At 51.1% G+C, this 21,165-nt stretch carries 10 protein-coding genes; 1 reads left to right on the top strand and 9 read right to left on the bottom strand.

Annotated elements, in window-relative coordinates:
- Positions 1-308: 308 nt before the first annotated feature.
- From EGM51_03235 to EGM51_03220, 4 genes are all read right to left on the bottom strand, one after another.
- Positions 309-1,874 carry an arylsulfatase gene (locus EGM51_03235; GenBank protein ID QBG46456.1) on the bottom strand — a complete coding sequence of 522 codons (1,566 nt, stop codon included), beginning with the start codon at positions 1,872-1,874 and terminating at the stop codon, positions 309-311.
- Between the two features lie 19 nt (positions 1,875-1,893).
- Entirely contained in the window at positions 1,894-2,964 is a 1,071-nt protein-coding gene (locus tag EGM51_03230) for a galactose mutarotase (GenBank protein ID QBG46455.1), read from the bottom strand.
- A 5-nt stretch (positions 2,965-2,969) separates the two neighbouring features.
- Positions 2,970-4,766 (bottom strand): right-handed parallel beta-helix repeat-containing protein, encoded by a 1,797-nt coding sequence (locus EGM51_03225; protein ID QBG46454.1) that lies wholly within the window; start codon positions 4,764-4,766, stop codon positions 2,970-2,972.
- 167 nt (positions 4,767-4,933) lie between these two features.
- Positions 4,934-6,823: a hypothetical protein gene (locus EGM51_03220; protein QBG46453.1), complete on the bottom strand. Its 1,890-nt coding sequence runs from the start codon at positions 6,821-6,823 to the stop codon at positions 4,934-4,936.
- A 234-nt stretch (positions 6,824-7,057) separates the two neighbouring features.
- On the opposite strand from EGM51_03220, the gene EGM51_03215 reads away from it, so the two are divergent.
- A complete protein-coding gene (locus EGM51_03215; GenBank protein QBG46452.1) occupies positions 7,058-8,224 on the top strand; it encodes a helix-turn-helix domain-containing protein in 1,167 nt (388 codons plus the stop codon).
- Positions 8,225-8,325: 101 nt separating this feature from the next.
- Here EGM51_03215 and EGM51_03210 read toward each other — a convergent pair whose 3' ends face one another.
- The 5 genes from EGM51_03210 to EGM51_03190 form a co-directional block, all read right to left on the bottom strand.
- Positions 8,326-11,589, bottom strand: coding sequence for a hypothetical protein (locus tag EGM51_03210; GenBank protein QBG46451.1), 3,264 nt, complete (start codon positions 11,587-11,589; stop codon positions 8,326-8,328).
- A 232-nt stretch (positions 11,590-11,821) separates the two neighbouring features.
- Positions 11,822-15,172 (bottom strand): hypothetical protein, encoded by a 3,351-nt coding sequence (locus EGM51_03205; GenBank protein QBG46450.1) that lies wholly within the window; start codon positions 15,170-15,172, stop codon positions 11,822-11,824.
- 177 nt (positions 15,173-15,349) lie between these two features.
- On the bottom strand, positions 15,350-16,885 hold the full coding sequence (locus tag EGM51_03200) for an arylsulfatase (GenBank protein ID QBG49231.1): 1,536 nt from the start codon (positions 16,883-16,885) through the stop codon (positions 15,350-15,352).
- A 67-nt stretch (positions 16,886-16,952) separates the two neighbouring features.
- Entirely contained in the window at positions 16,953-18,539 is a 1,587-nt protein-coding gene (locus EGM51_03195) for an alpha-galactosidase (protein QBG46449.1), read from the bottom strand.
- A 120-nt stretch (positions 18,540-18,659) separates the two neighbouring features.
- Positions 18,660-21,098 carry a hypothetical protein gene (locus tag EGM51_03190; protein QBG46448.1) on the bottom strand — a complete coding sequence of 813 codons (2,439 nt, stop codon included), beginning with the start codon at positions 21,096-21,098 and terminating at the stop codon, positions 18,660-18,662.
- Positions 21,099-21,165 lie beyond the last annotated feature (67 nt).

The following is a 21,165-nucleotide window of genomic DNA, read 5'->3' as shown; positions in this document are numbered from 1 at the left end:
CATTACGAACGATTTTTTAAATAAAATTATTTTACTTAATATTTTTGCATTATTTTTTCTGTAAATTTACAGCCACTCATATCAATCGGCTTTAATTATCATTTTTGAACATTCAGAATGATGCAGTGTAAGAATTTCCGGATGCTGAGCAGAACAGAAGCCCCATAGACCAAACCTCAAATTTTCCCGCTTCATCCCGCTACGTTACCGGGCTTGAAAAATCAGGGAACACAGGCTCGACAGGACAAATAAAAAGCCGCCCCGAAGGACGGCTTTGCAGGAATTGAAATATTCCGGATTCCGGGCGGTTAAAATCCTAGCTGTTTTTTATTAAGCCCTTTTTCACCCGCTGCTTTTTCCGGTGCCACTTCGGCGATAATCGCTTTCATTTCTTCCACGCGATTCGGATAAAGAGCGGCCAGATCCCTTTCCTCGGAGGGATCCTCGGTGAGATGGAACAGCAGACCCGGTTCCTGAACCGTGGTTTCTTTCCAGCCGCTTCCGGCCTTCCAGGTCATGATGCCAAGGCGCTCGGTTACACTGCCAGGCGGAATATATTTCCAGTTTCCTTTACGCACGGCAATCTGGGTCAGCGCTTCCTGAATAACATATTCCCGACCTTCCGGTTTTTCTCCGAGCAACGTGGCAAGCAGCGGCTGTCCGTCCTGCCCCGCATTTTCCGGCATCGGTTTACCGATCAGCTCAGCAATGGAAGCATAAAGGTCTACCTGACTCACAATCGCATCCGAAATGCCCGGTTTTGATCTTCCCGGCCAGGTAACAATGAACGGGACACGGGTGCCGCCTTCCCACCGACTGTATTTTCCACCGCGCCAGGGGCCTGAAGCATCGTGAGTGCCCTGACGCTCAATCCCTGCTTCCCAATAGCCATCAAACAGAACCGGACCGTTATCCGATGTAACCACGATCAGCGTATTTTCATACTGCCCGGTTTCCTTCAGCGTCTGGACAATCCGGCCGACACACCAGTCAAAAACCGCCAGGGCATCGCCGCGCGGTCCCAGACTGGTTGATCCCTGAAAACGCGGATGCACCACACGCGGCACATGGTTTTCATTCAATGCATAATAAAGGAAAAAAGGGTTATCTTTGTTTTCACGAATAAACGCCTGCGCCTTACGAAGATACGTATCGGCCATATCCTCATCCTTAAACCGGGCACTGTTTCCTCCGCTCATCCACCCGATGCGGCTTACACCGTTGATAATGGTTTTACCATGCTGTTCATCGGCCTGCAGTTTCAGCAGATGTGGATGGGTGATTCCGGTCGGATCGTTACCCACCGGTTCCTGATAATTGACCTCAATGGGGTCGGAGGGATCAAGCCCGACAACACGGCCATTGTGGATATAGACCGAGGGAACCCGGTCTGCCGTTGCCGCCATATGAAAGGATTCCTGAAAACCGACTTCTTTAGGTCCCGGCGCAATTTCATCGTTCCAGTCAAGCGGCCTGTCCGGCGACCCCAGCCCAAGATGCCATTTCCCGGACAGCATGGTTTTATATCCGTTGTCAGCCAGAAATTTTGCAATGGTCGGACGTGACGGATCGATGATCAGCGGCGCATTACCCGGCAGAATTTTTGCAGCCTTGTTCCGGAAGGCATATTCCCCGGTCAGCAGTGAATACCGCGACGGCGTGCAGGTGGCCGCCGTACAGTAACCGCCGGTGAACCGAACCCCCTCTTCCGCCAGCGTGTCAATTGCTGCGGTATCGACCTCGCCCCCATAGCAGCTGAAGTCGCCGTAGCCGATGTCATCGCCATAAATAAAAACAATATTCGGTTTTTCGGCTGATGCCGCAAAGGCTGCGACAGTCAACGCCAATACCGAAAGAATCAGTCTGGATTTCATCTAATCTCTCCTTGTTAACTTAACGAACTGAAAAACGGTAAATGGTCTGCGACTCAAACTCTTCACCCGGCCTCAGAATGGTATTCGGAAACTCCGGATGGTTCGGACTGTCAGGAAAATGCTGTGTCTCTAAACACAGTGCACTGCGCCTTTCATATGGACGCCCGGCTTTTCCGACCAGACTTCCGTCCAGAAAGTTTCCCGTATAAAGCTGGATGGCCGGCTCGTCCGTAATGATCTCCAGACATCTTCCCGATATTGGATCATAAAGTTCCGCTGCAATTTCCGCGTCATTCAATACAAAGGTATGATCATAACCATGGGCCCGTTTCAACTGTTCATGGTCCGCACTGATATCACAGCCGATCAGCTTGGCTTTCCGGAAATCGAACGGCGTTCCTGCCACCGGCATTTTTCTTCCGGTCGGAATAGCGGATTCATCGATCTCAAGAATATATTCAGCACCGATCATCAGTTCATGATCCAGCACCGTCGGCGCCCCCTCACCGGACAGATTAAAATAGGCATGATTGGTCAGATTAACCGGAGTCGCCTGATCCGTTACCGCCCGGTAGTGAATCACCAGTTCATTGGCATCCGTAAGCGTATACCGAACCTGAACCTGCAGCGTTCCGGGATACCCCTCTTCACCATCCTTTGAAACATAGCTGAATTGCACATCGTTCCCGACCGGCACAGCGTCCCACTCCACCTTATCAAACCCGTTTTTTCCGCCATGCAGATGGTTCGGTCCGTTGTTTTTCGCCAGCGTATAATTCCGACCGTCCAGCATGAATGTTCCTTCCGCTATGCGCCCGGCATAGCGCCCGGTCACACAGCCGAAAAAGGGCTTCTTCGCAACCGTCTTATACGATTCAATATCATCATAACCCAGCACCACATCCGCAGCACTTCCATAACGATCAGGCACTCTAATGGCGGTAATGCGGGCACCGTATGATGCCAGCCGCACTTCCACCCCTTTGGAATTTGTTAGCGTATACTGTCCCGGACCGTGCTCAACAACCTTTTGTGAAACACATCCGGACAACACCATCGCCATCCCTAAAAACAAACTCCATTGCACCATCGGCTTTAAAATCCTTTGTTGTCTTTTACCGATAATGTGGCCTTGGTGGTTTCATCGGCAAGAATTCCCTTTGAGTTTCTACCCTCATAGAGATTGCCGCTGATTTCGACATTTCTGCAGTTTCTGAAGTCCAGCAGATAAGCATCATTACGCATCGGCTTATACGAGTTGGTCTGCCTGATGACATTATTTCTGAAAATAACACCGTCCACCCGATCCATCCATACAATCCGGTTATCAAAAGTTTCGATGGTATTATTAATGATGCGGATATTCCGGTCATAAGGAATCGTATCATCAAAAGCTTTTCCAAGCCGCGGAGTCACATTGAACACCGCATGCTCCATCCCGCTCGAAGCACAGTCCCGGAAGCGGTTCCCTTTAATCAGCACATCTTCAACAGCACCGGATTCAAACCAGTAAAAAGTCTCTCCACGCAGAAATATCGCCGACATATGCGAAGAAAAATCATTGTCCTCAATCACAATCCGGCGCGGCGTTTTAATCACCACATTCCGGGCCCGATGCTTTTCAAAATGGTTTCCACGCATGGTGAACGCCGGATTCCAGGTCTTATTTTCCAGCACATCGCCTTTCTTCAGTTTTCCGGGAACCGGATTTGTAAACGTCAGTTCAATGAACCGATCATTCAGCACTTTGACTCTGGAAACCGTATTCACTTCACCGCGGAACGGATCGGGATGATGAATAAACCAGCACTCGTCGCCTACACCGGCAAATTCAAAACCGAGCTGCTGATAATGCATCAGTCTGACGCGCACGCTGTGCTGATCAAGGACCTTATCCACTTCAACATAGGTTCCATGCACGTTAGTGGAATCATCAAGCATGCCTTTGAAACGCGCTCCTTCCACAAGAATATCCCCTTTGCAGTTTGCAAAGTGCGTCCCATCAGCGATGATCGAAACCACGCGTTCTGAGCCTTCGCGCACAAAAACCCCGCCACCGCGAATCGTTCCGGTATCGCAACGTTCCAGCAGAAAACCCATGCCCAGCGCATGATGAATCACCACATTCTCAAACAGCAAGTTTGAAGAGGAGACGCCATGAAAAGCCGGCGCATACCGGTTTTCTCTCCCTTTGGAATTTAGGATCTGCCCCACCTTCGGCCAATGTTTCAGCTTTTCGTAAAAGCGGAGATTACCATTTTTCAGTTTTTCAACCCGGGTGGGTTGACTCGTAAAATCCCACGCACCATACGACACCTCTTTGGTTTCTTTGTCAAAAGCCAGGGTCGATCCTACCAAATTATATGAAAATCCGTCGATATCCGGAAATATCAGATGATTATTTCTGATCCGCCAGTGGAATCCCTCTGTTGCCGGCCGGATTTCCCGCCAGCCTTCTTTTTCATTCACGGCAACCACTTCACCCTGAAAACAAAACGGGATATCCCAATCAATCACGACGTCTTTCACTCGAACACCGGCGCAATGTTCAAAGCGGAACGGAAACATCTGCCCGTGAAAAATAAAATCGGAACCATTTCCCTCGATTTCAACCGAATCGAAATCATCGAACAGAAAAGCAATATTTTTCAACCCGTTATCATGATTGGTGATATAGCAATACCGCTGAAATGCAAAGTCGGGCCGGAAGAAATATTCCCCTTTGGCAAACACCAGTTTCACCTCCCGGTCCTGTACCTTTTCCAGAGCCGCACGCAGATCGGGCATCCGGTCGCCCGCTTTCGGTTCAAACCGAATTACTTCCAGTGCCTGAACACACAAAGGTGCCAATAAAAAAAATACTGCTGTCGTTTTCGCTATCCCGCTCTTCATACCGCGTCCTTTCTCATTAACGGCGGAACAGTATACGACGCAATCTCGGACTGACTACAGAGGATCTTGCCGAAATCATATGAAAAACCGTCAAATGGTGTAGTCCATAAAAAAGGCCCGTACCGCTTGGCACGAGCCTTTTAATTCTGTTTTAAACGAATTTAAAATCAATAACGCGCTCGCGGCGGACCCTGCGGAAATACGCGATCCCCCTGCTTATTCATATAGCGCCCGATCGGAAATACCTTGAGTTTTTCATAGGCATCTTCAATCCACTGAGCCGTCGCTTTCTTCGCAATAATTTCCCCCCGCTTATCCTTTACCACGATGAGGTAGCCGTAATGCTTTTCGCCACGAACCGTCAAGTCCGCCGTTTCCCACTCACGCGGCTCAATCTTGCGCAGATGAACCGGATCTCCGGAAAAATCAAACTCCCGTTTATTCTCTTCATTCAGCACAAAAGTGGATTCCTGCCGATCCAGCAGCAGATAGGTGTCCGCATAGTTCTGCACACCGATGGCGAAAAATTCCGCCGTGAGCTCATGTGGATAGGCCTTCGGACTCTTCTGCCGGATTTTTCCGGTATAAACGGCATCATGTCCGACCACTTCCACTTTAACCCCGTCACTATACGCAAATACCGGTTCCTCCTTACTGGTGACCGAAACCTGCAAATCCGGAGGATTGCAAAGTTCAATATATTCAAGATCCTCGGCTGAAAGTTTTTTCCAAAGCACTTTCCGCTGTTTTCCCCGCGCATCCTTCAGCACCACTTTATCACCCATCCGGGTAACATATTCCGCCTCCAGTATATCAGCCCCTACATGCCATGCCCTTAGCCGACTTGACTCCTCCGGCACAACAGGTTCGGGAACTGATTCCTCCGTTTCAGCAATTTCACTTTTATTATCACGGGGTGAACCGGCCACTTTATGTTCACCTGAATTACTGCTGAAATCGTTAAATACCGGACCGTTAGTCAGCGAAATTTCGCCGGGCACCATGTCACGCATGATAACGTCCTGCAAATCGAGCGAAGGATAAGCCGTTTTAAATGCCGGCAGACGCGGGCCGCCACCCGGGCGGGTCTCGTATTCCACCCCTTCTTCCTGTATCGCCAGCATCAGACAGCAAAGACCATCGGCATCCGAAATCAGAATTTCAATATCCTGGGGCTCATTGGCCTTTAACGTAACCCAGTCGCCTACAACAGCCGTCCAGTTCCCCATCCACCATTTCCGGTTATCAGCAGATGTAGAACGCCAGATATCGCCCATCCATTCTTCCTGCCGTGCATGCCAGTATGCCCCCAGCACCAACTCTCCGTTTAAACGCACAGCCACCACCATGTCGGCCTGAGCCACAAAACGGAACGTGATATCTTCAGGATAAACAATCTGACCTTTGTAATGCACCATCCAGTACTGACTGTCCCGGTCACTCTCACCGAATGCCTTCGGTGCTACACTGGAAAACACTTCAGGAATCACAATCATGGAAGCATACAGTTTTTTGGGCGAACGATAATATCGCGAAAGTACCGAAGTCTTCCACCCGCTCTTCATGAATTTATGAATAACCTCCCGCAACTGATCGCCGCTGTACGTAATCGGACGTCCGGCACGGTCACGCATAACACTGTAAAACGTGCCCACAAGATCATTACCGGCGGATACATCATCACCGAGAACAGTCGGCATCACATCCAGCGAACCCAGATCAAATCCGCCGATATCCCCTACCAGCCCTTCAGTCATACCGGACATTTCAGGAAGTTGAATATCAGGCATCGCCGCACGCTGAACTTTGGTAACAATGCGTGTTGTTGATTTCGGTTTCACCGACTTTTTAACCTTCACCTTAGGTTTTTTCAGCTTCATCTTCGGCCGGTCCACCGGTTTGGGAGGAACAAACTTCTTCTCTTCTTTCTGTACCACATTGAAAACCACCAGCATACCGGCGAGCGCAAAAGCCGCCGCATGAATGGCAATACTGATAATAAAGCCGCTCGGAGCCCCTTTATTGATCTTTTTTGAACGCATCTTTCTTTTCATCATCAATCCCCTCTATCGCAGACAGAAACCTGTAAAAACCGATATTCCTCTCCCTATAATGATCTAGGTTTTACGCCGGATCGCGCAGGAGAAATATAGTCATTTGCGTAATAAACATACGAAATAATCACACCTGAACCCCGGAGGAGACGGAGCCATCCATTCCCCTGATTTTCTGCCGGATACCGCACATCATCTCCGTAGTGCGTACTGAAAAAGAATTGCGTAATCACGAATATGCATGCGATATTTTGCCGCATGCTGAAACCAAACGAAACTCCGCGCATTGCCATTATGATGGGTACGCCGACCGACTGGGGGCGGAAGATTCTTAAGGGAATTCTCTCCTATGCCAGTGAGGCCGGTTTCTGGGATGTATGGATTCGTCCCACCTCCCCTGTGAAAATTAAACGACTTCCCGAAGACTGGAAGGGTCACGGCGTTATTGGCCGCATTATATCGCCCTCATTGGCCGAAGAACTCACGCAGCGGAACATCCCGACAGTAAGTGTTGAAGACAGCTACCTCAAAGGTTTCTCATTTCCTTATGTCCGAACGGATGATTCCGTTTCCACAGTGATGGCCGCCGAATTTTTCATCGAGCGCGGATTTAAAAACCTCGCGTTCGCCGCCCCCGACTATCTGGCCAATGTTTCATGGTATACGGAGGAATACCGACGTGTCCTTCACACCCGTGGTTTTAAATGTCCCTGCTTTTTCAGCTCACGTGATGAAAGCAGGCTCCAGGAAAACCTAATTCAATGGCTGGAAGAGCTGCCCAAACCCGTCGGGATTCTCGCCTATGCCGACGGCATCGGTCGTCAGATCACCGAAGCCTGCCGTACAGCCGGCATTAAAGTCCCACATGACGCTGCTGTACTGAGTGGAAATTACGATGAACTGATGTGCCATGCCAGCAATCCGCCGCTTTCCGGAATCCTGCTTCCCACAGAACAGATCGGCTATAAAGCTGCGGAACTGCTCCACCGGATGATGCTCGGTGAAGACGTTCCCCACAAAACCACATTTATTCCTCCCCTGGGTATTCGCGAACATCTGTCCACCGACACCCTCGCGGTCGACGACCCGGCACTGATCCCCCTTATAAATTATCTGAGGGAGCACGCTTTTGAGCCCATCACAATGGATGACATTCTCAACGTGATTCCCATGAGCCGCCGCACACTTGAACGCCGTTTCCAGAAGGCTTTCGGCCGGACACCGTTTGATGAAATCCGGCAGGTCCGCATTAACCATGCCCGCAAGCTGCTTGTTGAAACTGATAAACCATTACAAATCATTGCCGAAGAATGCGGCTATACAACCTATAATTATCTGACTCAGGTTTTCAAACAGGTTACCGGCTGCAGCCCCAGTGCATATCGCAAACGTATGCGGGCCTGACTTACAGATGCCCGAACATTCAGCCCCAAAAAAAACACCCGCCGGAAAACGGCAGGTGTTCTGCGTTACGCCCGGCACCGGACGGCGGTTTTTATCCTGCTTTATTCCACGGCAGTCTTGAAGAACCGAACGGGACTGCCTGAAGTGGGAATGGCGTTGGTGACCGCCTCAAACTCCGTAGCCCAGGAGGCCCAGTCACCACCGGCAGAAACTTCGGTATAGTCCACACCTTCCACCAGTGTTTCATCAAAACCGCCGATAACCAGATTGTCAGCCGCCATGATTTTATAATCGGGACGCACCCCTTTCAAACGCGGATAGATGTAGACGAAGTTTCCGCCATCGATCTGTATTCTGCGCTCAGTAATGCCGACATCCGTACCATCCAGCGGATTACCACCCATACCCCATTCGTACAGATTATCCGCACCGTCGCCATCCAGATCCACACCTTCTGCAGCATCTTCATTATAGATACCCTGCTCATCGCACCACACCTGGAATGCAGAAGGAGAACTTCCGTAAAGAAGACGCATATAACTAACCCAGGCATCATTGTCTGCGGCAGCATTTTCAGCAAAAAAGCCGAAGGCGTTGATATCATCAAAACCGATTTCATCACCGGTTGCATAGGTCCCCTCCCGAACCATCAGGTTGGTATCCGAAGAGGAAGCCAGCGTAATGGTCGTCCAGCGCTCATCCCCCAGATCCAGACTGCGGTCAGCATTCAGCGAACTTTCGGCCACATACCAGGTTGATCCGTTACGGATGGCCGGGAAGCAATACCACTGGTATTTGTCCCACTCGCCGGTAACTTCATTCACCGTATTGTCCAGTGCAGGACAATCAACCCAGAACAGGGCCGAAGCACCTTCAGCAAAACGGAAGCGGGCCCCGGTATTCCAGCGAAATTCAACATTCGGCCGGTTTGCATCATATGTGCTGTTAGTCGGGGCCTGAACAACTCCTTTCAGGTCCGGATGCGGCGGATTGGCATACCAGGAATCGGAACTTCCGATAACGGAATAAGGTTCAACCCCTTCGCCCTGCCAGTAGTTCAAATTTCCGGCAACTGTAGGAGCACTTAATCCGGTTGCCCAGTTATTACCCGACGACATCGTGACATCACCACCCCACTCAAGATGAAGTGTCCGACCCAATGCTCGGACCACAATCGGACTGGAGAGTTCACTTTCTCCCTCCGGATAAACAGAAGAAACCCTGTAAAAATAGGATCGCAGATCGGTTAACCCGGAATCCAGATAAGAGGTCTCATTGGAAGATACATTACCCAGCAGCATATAAGGACCACCGTTGGTTTCCGACCGATATATGTTATAACTGAGCTCTTCACCATAGTTTTTCCAGTCTACAGTAATCTCCAGATTCCCCAGTGTACCGGCCAGACCATATGGAGGCAGGATAACCGGATCACTTGAAGGTGTATGCGTAACGGAAACTGCATCGACCGATACATTCACCTGCTGTTCCGCACTGGGAGCACCCCGGCTCATCCCGAAATAAACCAGCGGCTCATCCCAGACAACCGTCGGCTTACCCCACTCGTTATCATCAGCCGTCGTGTGCCAGCTGCCTTCATAGGTCACACCGGCCACTGTGGCTGTGCAGGTGCCCATGTAAGCCAGATTATCCGCCGACTTACGGATCACATAATCCAGCGTGATCGTATCCGTCACAAAATCAGCACCATTGGTTGCACTGATATCCATACCGGCAGGGTCCCAGCCCAGTTGCTCGCGATTCAGCGCCAGCATAATGTTTTCAGCCCAGTTGAAGTTATTGATACTGATATCCACACGCCCATCATCTCCACCCACCCGGGCGGAGATCAGCACATCATCGTCACTGCCGGCCTCTTTATCGCCATCGGTCGGATCAAGGAGGGTATCCGGATTGGATGTCAGACCGAACATGAAGGTCTGATATCCGCTGCCCAGATAAGCAACTTCATATACGTTGGTGACCCCATCAGTGATATTGGTTTTGTAGATTCCGTCCGGATCAGTTGATAGCGAGAAGACCACGGTACCGCTCCAGGTTGCGGAAACCTCATTGGAAGTCGGCGACGTATAGTATACCTGATGCACCCCGCCGGTAGCCGTAAGGCCATCCGTTTCAGCCATTCCATCACCCGACGAATCAATATTAAAAGCACCGGGAAGCGAAGCCGTGAGTGGAGCCCATCCGTTCTGACCGGCCAGATCCCCATCGGCATAAGCCGGGACATCGGAAGCCGCAAAGCTTGTATCCAGGAAGGTTCCAGAAACAATCATGATCGGTGTACCCGAAACCGGTTCCGATTCCACATCGGCGGCCCCGGAAGCCTTTGACACCACTTTATACCAATATGTATTACCATTGATCGCGGTAGTGTCCGTAAAACCGTTGGTCGTAATCCCGCTGCCTCCGGCCACCACAGTGTATCCACCGACTTCCGTATCGGATCTCAGAATATCATATGAATCCGCTTCAACCACCGGATCCCAGGACAGCAGCACCGCATTGTCTTTCCCGAAAGCAGATACCTCTGTCGGAATCAACACCGGAGCATTACCGGATGATTTCGTCAGACTGAGCGAATCAATGTGAATTCCCTTCCAGTACTGTACATCCTCATCCCACCAACTGAACCCTTTGGGCAGTCCCATCATGTAATACGGGGTGGTGGCAGCGTACGCTCCGGGCTTTTCGATGGAGACCGTCGAACCGGGATAATTTGATCCGGTCAGCGTATTCATCAAAGATGCCGTAATTTTATAAAATCCGCTGTCCCGCGTTTTTCGCACATTCCATGTAATCGTCAGCGGATCCGAATCAAGCTCGCTGCCAATGGTCATACCCAGATCACCTGCCGTTACGGTCAAACATTCGACAAATGCCCCGCTTGCGTCGGCTGTACCGATATAAAGCTCATCCGGCCATCCGGTTTCGATAATCAGCGGAACATCATCCGCACTGGCATTCCGGAGTCCGTTGGTCACCGTCGTTGAAGTGCCGATTTTGAAATATGCCCCGTGCCGCCAGCTTGTTCCGGTCCAGTTGAGCGTGCAGTTCATGCTGCCGTCCCACTCATCATCCACCGCATTCCCGGCAGGGGTGTTATCCAGACGGACATAAAAATCAAGACCGGAACTTCCTTCAGCTTTAGATATCGCCATGTTGTTTGAAATCGAAAAAGCCTCCGCTCCCGCTCCGGAAGCAACCACTTCAAGCCAGTCTCCCTGACCGGCAAGATCACCATCCGCATACGACGAAAAATCGTCATTAATGATACTCTGTCCCCATGATCCGGAGACCAGACCCGCACCAATGAACAGCGCGGAAAACAAGGCATTCCTCTTCATTGCACTTCTCCCTTTTGTTGTACTGATTCATCCTGCGATTCACCTTTGCCAATGAACATGAATCGCCTCTCATCAGAACCGGGCGTTACAACGCCTTTGCCTGATGATTATAGGTAACCAGATACCCCGCGATTTTCTATATGCCTTCCCGCAAAAAAGATATGCAATTTCGCCAGCGGTATATATAGCCGACAGAGGCCGCCATGAGCCCCCATCTAAACAGGATAAACAATCAGGATTCCTGAACCTGAAGACGGAAAAACAACTGATCTTTTCCCGAGCCGTTCAGCTCATACTCAACCTCACCCATTCCGTCATATCCCGAAGGACGGTTCGTCATTGAATCAAAGCAGTTCGTCCACCCGCCGACCACCAGGTTGGTGGCCCACTCCACATCATACACCACGCCGGAATTCGGATTGGTCAGGGCCACATGATAATAATGAACGGTATCATCCAGCTGATATTCAACATTCGGCGTAATGCCCTGATCGGCCGGATTGGTTGGATTCCCGCCCAGGGCATACTCCATAAAATCACTGACGCCGTTGGCATCAGCATCGGCATCCGGATCACCGCTCAGATCATATTTTATAACGAAATCATCCCACCCGTTCTGAGGAAGAGCATTGTAAGCCTCGGCTTTGAAATAACGGGTTTCACTGGCACGATAAGATACGTTATTGGAAGGTTGCTGAAAGGTCGCAAAGTAGCCGACGGCATTAATATCCTCCATGGTAATTGAAGCACTGCTCCCGACCGTCGCCACACTGCCTACATGCGGTGTAAAATCATACCAGTTCAGGTTCCCGGGATCTTCCGCCGTGTAAAGTGTAAACGAATCTGTCGTATCCACTGCTTCACTGGCATACCATTGCCCATTCATTTTCCGTACCAGCCAGCGGAACTGCGAGGCCGTATCGGCTGAATTATTCACCCGCGTTTCAATTTCAAGACGATCCAGCATATAGGCATTGGTGAGATAATTCTCCCACACCACCATTGCGGTATAGGCCGGATCATTTTTTGCCGTGGTAATATAATCGCCCTCCGCGCCGCCATCAGTAACCTGCTTAACATTATACGTATTCTTCGATGCGTGATTAAACACCGGAGTGCGACCGTTGCTATCCGGATAATAATCCGGTCCCGGAAGCGGCGATGCTGTACTGCCATAGGTATAGGTACTGAAAGACGGATAAGGAACAAAGTTCTGAGTATTGGTCACAATAGAGTCATCCCCTCCGGGTTCGCCCCACTGCACAACCGTTAAAAGACGCGGAGTAACATCGACTGGCACCACTTCAAAAAAACGCATCTCAAACGGTTCCAGAGAAAAGGAAGAAGAGAACGCTTCTCCGGTCAGCAGATTCGTGCAGATCACATCCGATGCTCCCGCTAAAGAGACCGACAGCGACGCCGTGGACTTTCCTGCATTCACCACCGAAACCACCGCATTCCCCGCCTCATTCGTCACACATTTCCACGCACAGCCTTTTGCCCCGATTCCGTTTGTCTCTGCAATCTGCACATCCGGCAACTCGACAACGCTTAACGCCAGCTGCTTCATCTCCGCCAGCGTCGTTACATTGGTCAGTGTGCCGGCAGACTCAATCAAACCGGAAACAGCCCGTCCGTATTCATCTTTCTGCAGACTTTCCGAATCCATCACCACCGTACCGCCGGCATCCAGATAGGCCTGCAGTGCCTCCACTTCATTGGTCGTCACAAATTCGCTCTTATGCACCAGCACCACATCCCAGAGACTGTGGCTCTGATTGTTCAGAATATTTTCCGTCACAAACCCTATCGGAATCCCCTCGAAATAAAGCTCCTTATAAAGCTCAAAAACATCATCCATGTGCTCCGCTTTATTGATGGCCGATGTCTCTGAATAAAAAATACGAATCGGTTTACGCTGGCGCTGCATGGCCATCACCTCTTCTGAAAACGTATTCAGGTCCAGCATGGTCAGCGCCACTTCGTTCACCACACGCGGCTGGAAATTGTTCGACCCCCACCATCCGGTACCGACATTTACGCCGTTCCTCGGCGACCCATCACTCTGCCGCGCCCAGAACCAGATCTGGCTGGCATTCAGACCGTGCAGATGCGCCAGCCAGCAGGTCGCCCGTGCATAGGCCGGATCCAGAAAAAGATTCCGCGAACTGCCGGTTGAAAGATAATGGGCCTCGGAATTAAAGGTGATTTTATCCGGACTGACCGACTTATAAAAATCGTACGACATACACATTTCCCGCCAGTCGAATGCATAGGTATCCTCCCACCAGAGCGCTTTGCCCCACCAGTTGGTATGATCCGCCCCCGCATCGTTTCCGATAATCTCACTCAGTTCCGTCAGCGCCTCCATATCAATGCCGTGCCCGCGACTGTTTTCGCTCCACAGATTCGGCATGATTTTCAGATGCACCTTCGCCCCCGGATCATTGGCACGGATTGCACTTTTGACCCATTTATACCACTCTGTTACACGCCATTGATTAAACCGCACCCAGTCATACCACTGCGGCGTACCCTGCAGTCCTTCATAAATCGGAATATCCAGATCCACCGCATCAAAATCAGCAAATGCCGTACCCCACAGCGCATTCAGATCTCCGATTGTTGCATGCCGATCCTGCAGCCATACCCTGAATTTATCCATGGTATATTCCGAAACCGGCCCGCGCGCCCAGCCCCAGTCATCCGGATCCATCGAATCCTTTTCCTTGGTGGTGTAAAAATGCGGTTCATTGCAAAGCATATAACCGAGTTCGGAAAAATTTTTCCCGCTCATATACGGCACACAGGCATCGAACAGAAAACTCAGCATTTCGCGCGCACCGGGATTATCAATATCATATCCCGTATAGGTATCTTCCCGCATCTGGAACCCCGGACCGTATTCCTCTTCCGCCCAGTCCGGTGCCGCTTTATTCCCCAGAAAAATAAAGCCCAGTGTGCCGGAGGGCTTATTCGTCAGATCATTCATCGTCCACTGATTAATGACCCCTGAAGCATTCGAAATTTTGTTCGGGTCAAAATAAAACCCGTCCTGCTCACCGTGATACTCCGTCAGCCACGCATCCCCCGGTTTCCAGGTATAATCCGCCAAAAAAACCGGGCGGCCGTTAAACGTCAGCTGATCCCCGTCATGCGTCACCGATGCCCAGTCGACCTGCGGAGCAGGCTCACGCGAAATCTCACCACTGATCAGCCGTGTCAGATTCGAAGTACACGAGTCCAGCATAGTGATCACGTCCTGCCGCTCAAACTCCGGCATATAAGCCGCCCAGGTTTCCGGATCGTCGCTGAAGTTACCACCCAGTTCAAAAATCCGGGCATTGAGGTTCGTATTGGCTTCGTCCCAATCCGCATAAAACAGAAAAATCTCGGCCGTGCGCAGCGTCGTCCGCTCCTGCAGCGTATCGATCCCCTGCCCCTCCGCCTGCGTCACCAGGTTCGAAAGTGCCGCCATCTTCGCCCGCGCATTGCTTTCAAGATCTGCCCGAACATAGCCTGCACACAACACCAGACCGATAATCGCAGCAAACTTCCAATAAATGGAACTCATCATCGTCATCCCTCTCTTATTACGCAAAGAAACTGCACATAACCTAATGTGCAGTTTCAACTATTCATGGTTTATCCCGGAACCACTACAGACGATATCGTTTAAAACATACGGCTTTTTGCCACAAAACCGATTTCGACAGCCGGGACAACAGAGACGGAATGACCGGGAAATTTCCGTCTTGTATTACAGGATCGAGCGGATGCCGTTGTTCCGCTTCATTTTTTCGAGCAGACGGGACATCTCCTCAACCTTTTCAGGATACTGGTCCGCGAGATTTTCAGTTTCAGCCGGATCGTCTTTGAGATTGAACAGGGTAGCTTCAAATGGCGGAAGGCCCTGCGGATACTTCACCTTCTGCGGTTCGATGTATTTCCAGTCACCGTTGCGCAGAGCAAGACCGGTTGCCTCTTCAATCATATACTCGAGCCCGTTCGGATCTCTGCCCATGAATGCATCCAGCGTGTTTCGGCTGTCAATCCCCTCATCCTCGGCCAGCTCTACATCGAGAAGGGCAGCAAAAGAAGCCATGAAATCGATCTGATTGACCGTGGCATCGGAGGTGCCGGGACGGATTACAGACGGCCATTTGATGATAAGCGGCACACGGGTTCCGCCTTCATAGATCTGATATTTTCCGCCGCTCCACTTTCCGGAGGCATCGTGACCCCGGTCGTTTTCACCGATAGAGGTTTTCAGCGTCGTGCCGTCGTCATAACCATCATCATAAACGGGGCCGTTGTCCGACGAAAAAATGACAATGGTATTTTCGGTCAGGCCATGCTCTTCGAGCGTTTCAAGAATCTGGCCGACGGTCCAGTCGAACTGCACCATGGCATCACCGCGGTAACCCAGTTCGGTTTTACCTTTGAAGCGCGGATTCGGCGCGCGCGGCACATGAACATCCTGAGAGCAGAAGTAGAGGAAAAACGGTGTGTCTTTATGATCGGCAATATACGACTTCATCTCACCCACGAAGACATCGGAAATGGTTTCGTCGTTCCAGAGCGCAGCTTTACCGCCGGACTGATAGCCGATGCGGCCGATACCGTTAATCACGCTGTTGTCGTGACCGTGGGTGCTCTGATAATAGGTCATCGCTTCCCGATTGGTTTTTCCATCTGGATACTGAGTCGACCCCGGCACCTGAACATCGGCAAGCGTTTTCCCGACATAGAGCGGATCAGACGGATCGAGATTCAGCACACGATGGTTTTTCAGGAAAACACAGGGTACGCGGTCGTTGGTGGAAGGCAGGAGGAAGGAATAATCAAACCCGATTTCAATCGGCCCCGGTTTTACGTCACCATTCCAGTTCACCTTTTTTCCGGGCGTGCCGATACCCAGATGCCATTTCCCGATGACAGCGGTCTGATAGCCTGCCCGCTTGAACAGCTGCGGCAGCGTCAGTTTATCGAGCGGAATCAGCAGCGGAGCATCAGGCGGAAGCACCCGCGCATTGTAGCGGAATGCATGAATGCCGGTCAGAAGGGAAAAGCGTGAAGGGGTGCAGGTGGCAGCCGAACTGTGGCCGTCTGTGAAATTGATCCCTTCCGAAGCCAACCTATCAATATTCGGCGTCGGAATCATTTTCGCTCCGTTCACCCCCACGTCAGCAAACCCCACGTCGTCGCCATAAATAATAACCACATTCGGTCGCGACAGATCCGTCGGCTGTCTAGCGGCTCCCGCAAATACAGCCCCTGCGCCGAGCAACCCCATAAAAAGCATTGTTTTTTTCATCATATTCTCCAGATACACCCTGTCAGGTTTCATTAAAATAAAGGATTCAATTCATACTACGAATCAGCACAACTCCATGTGGACGCACAACCGCTGAAAAATGGTCTCTGAATGTGCCGATATCCTTTTGCCGCCACACATCCCGAAGCTGTTGCGCCCCCTTCAGCCCCACGGTCTCCCAGTCTATGGAAATCACCTGTTTTATTTCGCTCTTATTAAACAGCCCAATGGCTCTGCCGCCATCAGCCAGCTTTTTCACAATCACTTCAATCTCCTCATTGAGATCAATGGAATATCCGGCAACCGCCCGCTCATCCTGATTGATAGCCAGCACTTCCGAATTCGTCAACAGACCCAGTGTAAAATCATCCATCATCTCAATCGGACACCCGATCAGCAGCGGACACGACCAGAGCGACCAGAGCGAAATATGCGTGTACTGCTCTTCAACCGTCAACCGCGACGGAACCGGACAACCCTGATATCCATCGGCCGTCGTCAAATCGCCCACCACCAGCATATCGGCATCGGGAAAATGGCCCGGGCCTCCACGGGTCCCGTTTTCGAGCCAGTTCCGATGAGCGGTCCATTGCTCGCAGAGATTCAGGTGAAAACACTCCTGATCCCAGACATCTTTCAGATCACCGGCAGTTCGCCAGCAGTTCACTTCTTCTTCGAACAGATCTGCATTTTCAATCGGGGCTGAATTTGAAAGCGAATACACAATATCGCGGCCACACCTTCTCAAAGCCTCCGCCATACGCCGTGTGCTGACGCGGTCGTTGGGATTCCAATCATATTTCAGATAGTCAATCCCCCATTCCGCCCACTGACGGGCATCTTCTTCTTCAAACCGGTATTTGCCCACGCGGAAACAGGATTTTCTTGCGGCAATATCGTTCTGACCGAAATTACACGTCCAGTCGCCGGCGGAACTGTCACTGGAACACCCGATGTGCCCGGCATACGTCGTAATCCAGGGGGAGGAATAAATACCGACCTTGAGCCCCAGTCCATGAATATCATTACACAGTTTCCCCATATCCGGAAACCGGTCCGGATCGGGCTGAATAGCGTTATATTTTCCCCCGCGCCGGCCCTGCCAGGCATCATCGATATTGATGTAACTCCAGCCATATTCAATAAGCCCCCTATCCACCATCGCCCGGGCGGAATCCAGCACATGCTGTTGTGTAACCTCCGTCCGCCAGCAGTTCCAGGAATTCCAGCCCAGCGGCGGAGTCAGGCAGATTTCCTTTCCGACTTTAACCGTAAACATTTTTTCAGCACGACCCGCTTCATTTTCGGCAACCAGATGAAGAACATAGTCGGCAGATTCCGGACTCACAATGGTTCCGCTGATACAACCCGATTCGGCATTCAGACTCAACCCCTCCGGCAAATTCCGAACAGAAATGCTCATGGGCCGGATTCCGGTGACCGGAATTTTGTACAGCATCGGTGAGCCCGGTCGGATACCGACAACAGATGGACCGTTAATGACCGGCCGCACCGGAGGCGGTGGAGTCAGAATATATTTTCCCTCTCCGCATTCCGGATCATAAACCGGACACAGACCGGCGGAAGAGCCCTGTTCGATCTCCACAGTCATACCCTTATCAGTTCCATTCATACCCTTTAATATACGGCTTTGAGAACTCTAACACTATACTGTTTACCGTAAAAGACATTCGTCATTCCGCCATAAAAAAGGCGCCCTGAAGGACGCCCTTTCTACCAGAACAGCGGATGCTTATTTTACTTCGAGTTTAATAAACTTCTTATCCTGATCGGTTCCGACGGTGCTGGTGTATTCCCCGAGCACTCCATCATCCACCGTGACTGTGATGGTTTCATTGGTGGTCCAATTGCCGATCACCAGATCCGTGGAGGTCAGAACATAGGCCTCAACCGAACTGTCACCAATAAGCGATACTGTGTAAATACCGGTTTCCGTATCAAATACCGGCTGGGTTCCCTGATCCGCCGCACCGGATGGTAATACGGGATTCCCGCCGAATACATATTCCCCGTAGTTATTGAGTCCGTCACCGTCGTCATCATCAGTCGCACCGCCGGTTACTCCTGCAGCAGCAGCCCAGGTATCATAGGCCGTCGGCAACGAACCGGTCACTCCGACAGCTTTAAAGGATCGAACCTGTACCGCCTGGAACCCGCCGTTACCCTGAAGAACGGCATAAAAACCGACAGAAGCGATATCGGTGTTATCGATCGATGCCACCGACCCTACCGCACCGACACCTCCGTTAAGCGGAGTGAAGCTGAACCAGGACAGACTCTCCAGCGAACGGTTGAGCGTAGCATAGCTTCCCGTCACTTCCATGGCTTCACTGGCATACCAGTTACCGCTTGATGCACTCTTCACCAGAAAACGTACTGTTCCATTTGTCGCACTGTTCAGATAGCCGATCTCGATTTCCAGATTTTTGACAAGCGTCGGCTCTTCCAGGAACTCACCCCAGGTCACCATAGCCTCATACTCCGGCTGATTTTTACCGAAATAGATCGCATCACCAGCGACATCCTCCCAGATGCTTGCGTTACCATAAGCCGCTCCGCAGGCATAATTAAACAGCGGCGAGCGATCCGTGCTGTTCGGGTAATAGTCAGGACCAACCGCCGGACTGTTGGTTTCCCCTTCAACATACGTTATCGGAGAAGGTTCGCTGAAATTCACGGTTGCTGTAACAATATCCTGTTCACCACCCGGAGCACCCCACTGCAGCAACGTCGTTGAAGTCGGGCCCGGTACAGCCGTTGCTTTGAAGTAACGTACATTGAACGCCTGGAACGCCGTATTGGTAAGGCCGCCCATAAGACCGTAAATACCGACAGCCTTAACATCGGTCATATCGATATCTTCCACCGTTGTGCCGACGGTGGCCGACCCGGCAGTAACCGGAGTAAATGCATACCAGTCCAGCGATGCGGCATCCACATCCGCTCCTGAGGTGTATTCGGTATTCAGCAACGTCGGAGTACTGGCATACCATTCACCGGTTCCCTTCTGGATAATAAACCGGAAAGTCGAATTACTTTCCACAATGAATCCACCACCGGAGCCCTGAACCTCAGCAGCCAGCGTTTTTACCAGCGTATTATTGGTCAGAAAGTTTTCCCAGACAATCATGCCTTCAAAGAAGGCTGCATTTTTACCCAGCTGAACATAGTCACCACCGTTTTTCACCGTAACGGTCCCCCACGGTTCAGATACCGCAAGATTGTAATCCGGAGTACGGTCTGTGCTGTTGGTATAGTAGGCCTCATTGGTCGGGCTGTGAACGGCTCCTGCCGCGTAGGTGGTCGGATAAGGACCAGCATTGGAGGTGTCGTTGGTCACAATATCCGAGTCTCCGCCGGAAACACCCCACTGAACAATGGTCGGAGGCGGCTCTACCGGCTCCGGAGCAGTAAAGGTATCAAAGGAGAAAGAATATACCGTACGATTGCTGACACCGGCATTACTATCCGACTGTCCTGTTCCGAATGAACCATACAGCTCGGAGGCATCAAAACTCAGCCCGGTCGCCGTGAAACTCCCGATTTCAGCACCGGTATCAAGATTGGTTACCACAGCCGTACCAATCCAGTCATTCGTGGTTTCGCCGGCAGTCAACATGAAGGTCAGCTGAATCCGGTCACTCACCAGATTCGAACTCCCTTCATCAACTCCCCGTGTGATGCCGACGTCAGAAGCAGAAAACGTATCACTGGCACTTCCGCCGGTTCCTACTACATTATCGCCACCGTTAGAGCCCCAGTCAGACTGCAGGTCGATTGAATAATTCATATTTTCACGATCAAATGACAGCACCAGCTGATCGCTCAGACTGAACACATCGTTGGTCGCCGAAAACCCGGTATTAAATAACGGCTTTCTTTGCTTACTCGACGGATCAAAAAGATCCTCAAAAGTAAAGACAGCGGATACTTTATAGCCCAGGCCTTCGGAAAATGCCGCGGATTCCGTTACATATATTGCACTTTTATAACCGTCTTCCGTGCAGGTTCCGGAAGCGGCATCAACCGTCCACTGGTCCGCACTCCAGTTGCTGTTATCATTCAGCAACCCGGTCACATACCCCTCGACCGCGGTAAAATCAACCGTGGCAGCCTGCAACGCTACCGCCTGCATCAGGCCCAGACCTAAAGCAACATATTGTTTATTCATCTTCATCCTGTTTTATCTCCTCTGGAGGTTATCCATTTCGCTTCTGATCATCCTGCGGAAGAAGCGC

The organism is Verrucomicrobia bacterium S94 (genome assembly GCA_004299845.1).
Lineage (GTDB): Bacteria > Verrucomicrobiota > Kiritimatiellia > Kiritimatiellales > Pontiellaceae > Pontiella.
The sequence above is the reverse complement of the archived record's forward strand: the minus strand, read 5'-3'. Positions and strand labels throughout refer to the sequence as shown.

What these genes read in the sequence shown, in the direction of transcription:
- EGM51_03205 (QBG46450.1), bottom strand. Translation starts at nt 15,172, where the DNA reads ATGACGATGATGAGTTCCATTTATTGGAAGTTTGCTGCGATTATCGGT.
- EGM51_03235 (QBG46456.1), bottom strand. Translation starts at nt 1,874, where the DNA reads ATGAAATCCAGACTGATTCTTTCGGTATTGGCGTTGACTGTCGCAGCC.
- EGM51_03225 (QBG46454.1), bottom strand. Translation starts at nt 4,766, where the DNA reads ATGAAGAGCGGGATAGCGAAAACGACAGCAGTATTTTTTTTATTGGCA.
- EGM51_03200 (QBG49231.1), bottom strand. Translation starts at nt 16,885, where the DNA reads ATGGGGTTGCTCGGCGCAGGGGCTGTATTTGCGGGAGCCGCTAGACAG.
- EGM51_03195 (QBG46449.1), bottom strand. Translation starts at nt 18,539, where the DNA reads ATGAATGGAACTGATAAGGGTATGACTGTGGAGATCGAACAGGGCTCT.
- EGM51_03210 (QBG46451.1), bottom strand. Translation starts at nt 11,589, where the DNA reads ATGAAGAGGAATGCCTTGTTTTCCGCGCTGTTCATTGGTGCGGGTCTG.
- EGM51_03215 (QBG46452.1), top strand. Translation starts at nt 7,058, where the DNA reads ATGCATGCGATATTTTGCCGCATGCTGAAACCAAACGAAACTCCGCGC.
- EGM51_03220 (QBG46453.1), bottom strand. Translation starts at nt 6,823, where the DNA reads ATGATGAAAAGAAAGATGCGTTCAAAAAAGATCAATAAAGGGGCTCCG.
- EGM51_03230 (QBG46455.1), bottom strand. Translation starts at nt 2,964, where the DNA reads ATGGTGCAATGGAGTTTGTTTTTAGGGATGGCGATGGTGTTGTCCGGA.
- EGM51_03190 (QBG46448.1), bottom strand. Translation starts at nt 21,098, where the DNA reads ATGAATAAACAATATGTTGCTTTAGGTCTGGGCCTGATGCAGGCGGTA.